The organism is Pseudomonas sp. P5_A2_2 (genome assembly GCF_054177685.1).
This window is the reverse complement of sequence record NZ_JBGCUL010001014.1, coordinates 1-1559: the sequence shown is the minus strand read 5'-3', so window position 1 is coordinate 1559 and position 1559 is coordinate 1. Positions and strand designations below refer to the sequence as shown.

Annotated in this window: 1 protein-coding gene and 1 pseudogene; both read right to left on the bottom strand. The window is 61.0% G+C overall.

Annotated features, from left to right (window positions below; genetic code table 11):
• On the bottom strand, positions 1-1127 hold a 1127-nt coding region (rseP, locus tag ACXRVY_RS28330), incomplete at its 3' end, for an RIP metalloprotease RseP (RefSeq protein WP_458238871.1).
• 53 nt (positions 1128-1180) lie between these two features.
• Positions 1181-1559: pseudogene (locus ACXRVY_RS28325) on the bottom strand (1-deoxy-D-xylulose-5-phosphate reductoisomerase); the annotation flags it as partial.

Sequence of the window (1559 nt, the reverse complement as noted above, 5' to 3'; positions counted from 1 at the left end):
ACACCCGACTGGGCCGAAGCGCCCGCCACTTTAGCAATGGTTATCGGTCCACTCAAGTTTTTTACCGAGAGCTCGCCGAACAACATTTTCTTCAGTGAATCAAGGGTCAGCACGCTCATGGTCCAGGTGCGTCGAGCCCCCTCGCCAATCGCTGCCAATGGCCCGTAACTGACCTCGCGGATCATTTCCGGTGGCCAATCGACCGCCTTCACCCCAGCCCCCAGGTAACCGCTGGGTGACTTGCTCTCGCCGCGAGCGGCCAGCGTCACAGGGACGTCGATTTGAGCACCGTCGCGCTCAACCCGCAGCATGATTTTGGTGTCAGGATGCATACGGACGGTATCGACGACCTGCTGCCAGTCATCCAGCGTACGACCATCAAGCGCCAGCAACCGGTCACCCGCCTTCAGGCCGGCAGCCTGAGCTGGCCCCTTTGGATCGAGCTCAGCCAGGACAGGCGGCAATGCCGGGCGCCACGGGCGAATCCCCAACGAGTGGATAGGGTCCGGCTCGTCAGCCCCTTTGAGCCATTTGTTCAGCGCAAGTTCACGAGGGGAATCAGCCGTGGAGCCCTGTTCGCGAACCATTATCTGCAACGAGCCGCTTTCACCCAGGCGACGAACCAATTGCAGATTCACCTCCGCCCAGCCTGAAGTCGCCTCACCATCAATGGCCACGATTTCCTGGCCTGGGCTCAAACCCGCCTTGGCCGCAATACTGCCGGACTCGACAGCCCCGATGACTGGACGCACCTGCTCGCTGCCGAGCATTGCCAAACCCCAGAAGAACACCAATGCCAGCAGGAAATTGGCTATCGGCCCTGCAGCTACGATGGCAATGCGCTGACGAACGGACTTGCGATTGAAGGTCTGGCCGAGCTGATCGAGGGGCACTTCACCCTCGCGCTCGTCGAGCATTTTGACGTARCCGCCCAACGGAATCGCGGCGATGACGAATTCGGTGCCTTGCTTGTCGTGCCAGCGCAGCAATGGCATGCCGAAGCCTACGGAGAAGCGCAGCACTTTGACCCCACAACGACGCGCGACCCAAAAATGGCCGAACTCGTGGAAGGTAACCAGCACACCCAGAGCGACCAGGGTGCCGACAATCATATAGAGCGCGCTCATCTACTTTCTCCGCAATCCGATCCGCTGCTGCCTGGGTCAACTATCCGCAGCWTTTACCGCCCGTGACGACTCAACCATTGTCCGGCCAGCAATCGCGCCTTCGCGTCTGCCGTGAACACTGCCTCGAGATCGCCCACTGCCACTACAGGCTCCAGATTCAATACTTCTTCGATGATACTCGCGATTTCCGGGTAACGAACCCGCTCGTCGAGAAATGCCGCCACCGCCACTTCGTTCGCCGCATTGAGCATCGCCGGCGCGCTGTTACCCGCCTCGGCTGCCTGACGGGCCAGACGCAGACAAGGGAAACGCTCTTCATCGGGCGCCTGGAAGTCCAGCCGTGCAATGGCAAACAGATCCAGCGGTGCCACACCCGAGTCAATCCGCTCCGGCCAGGCCAGGGCATTGGCGATGGGCGTGCGCATGTCCGGA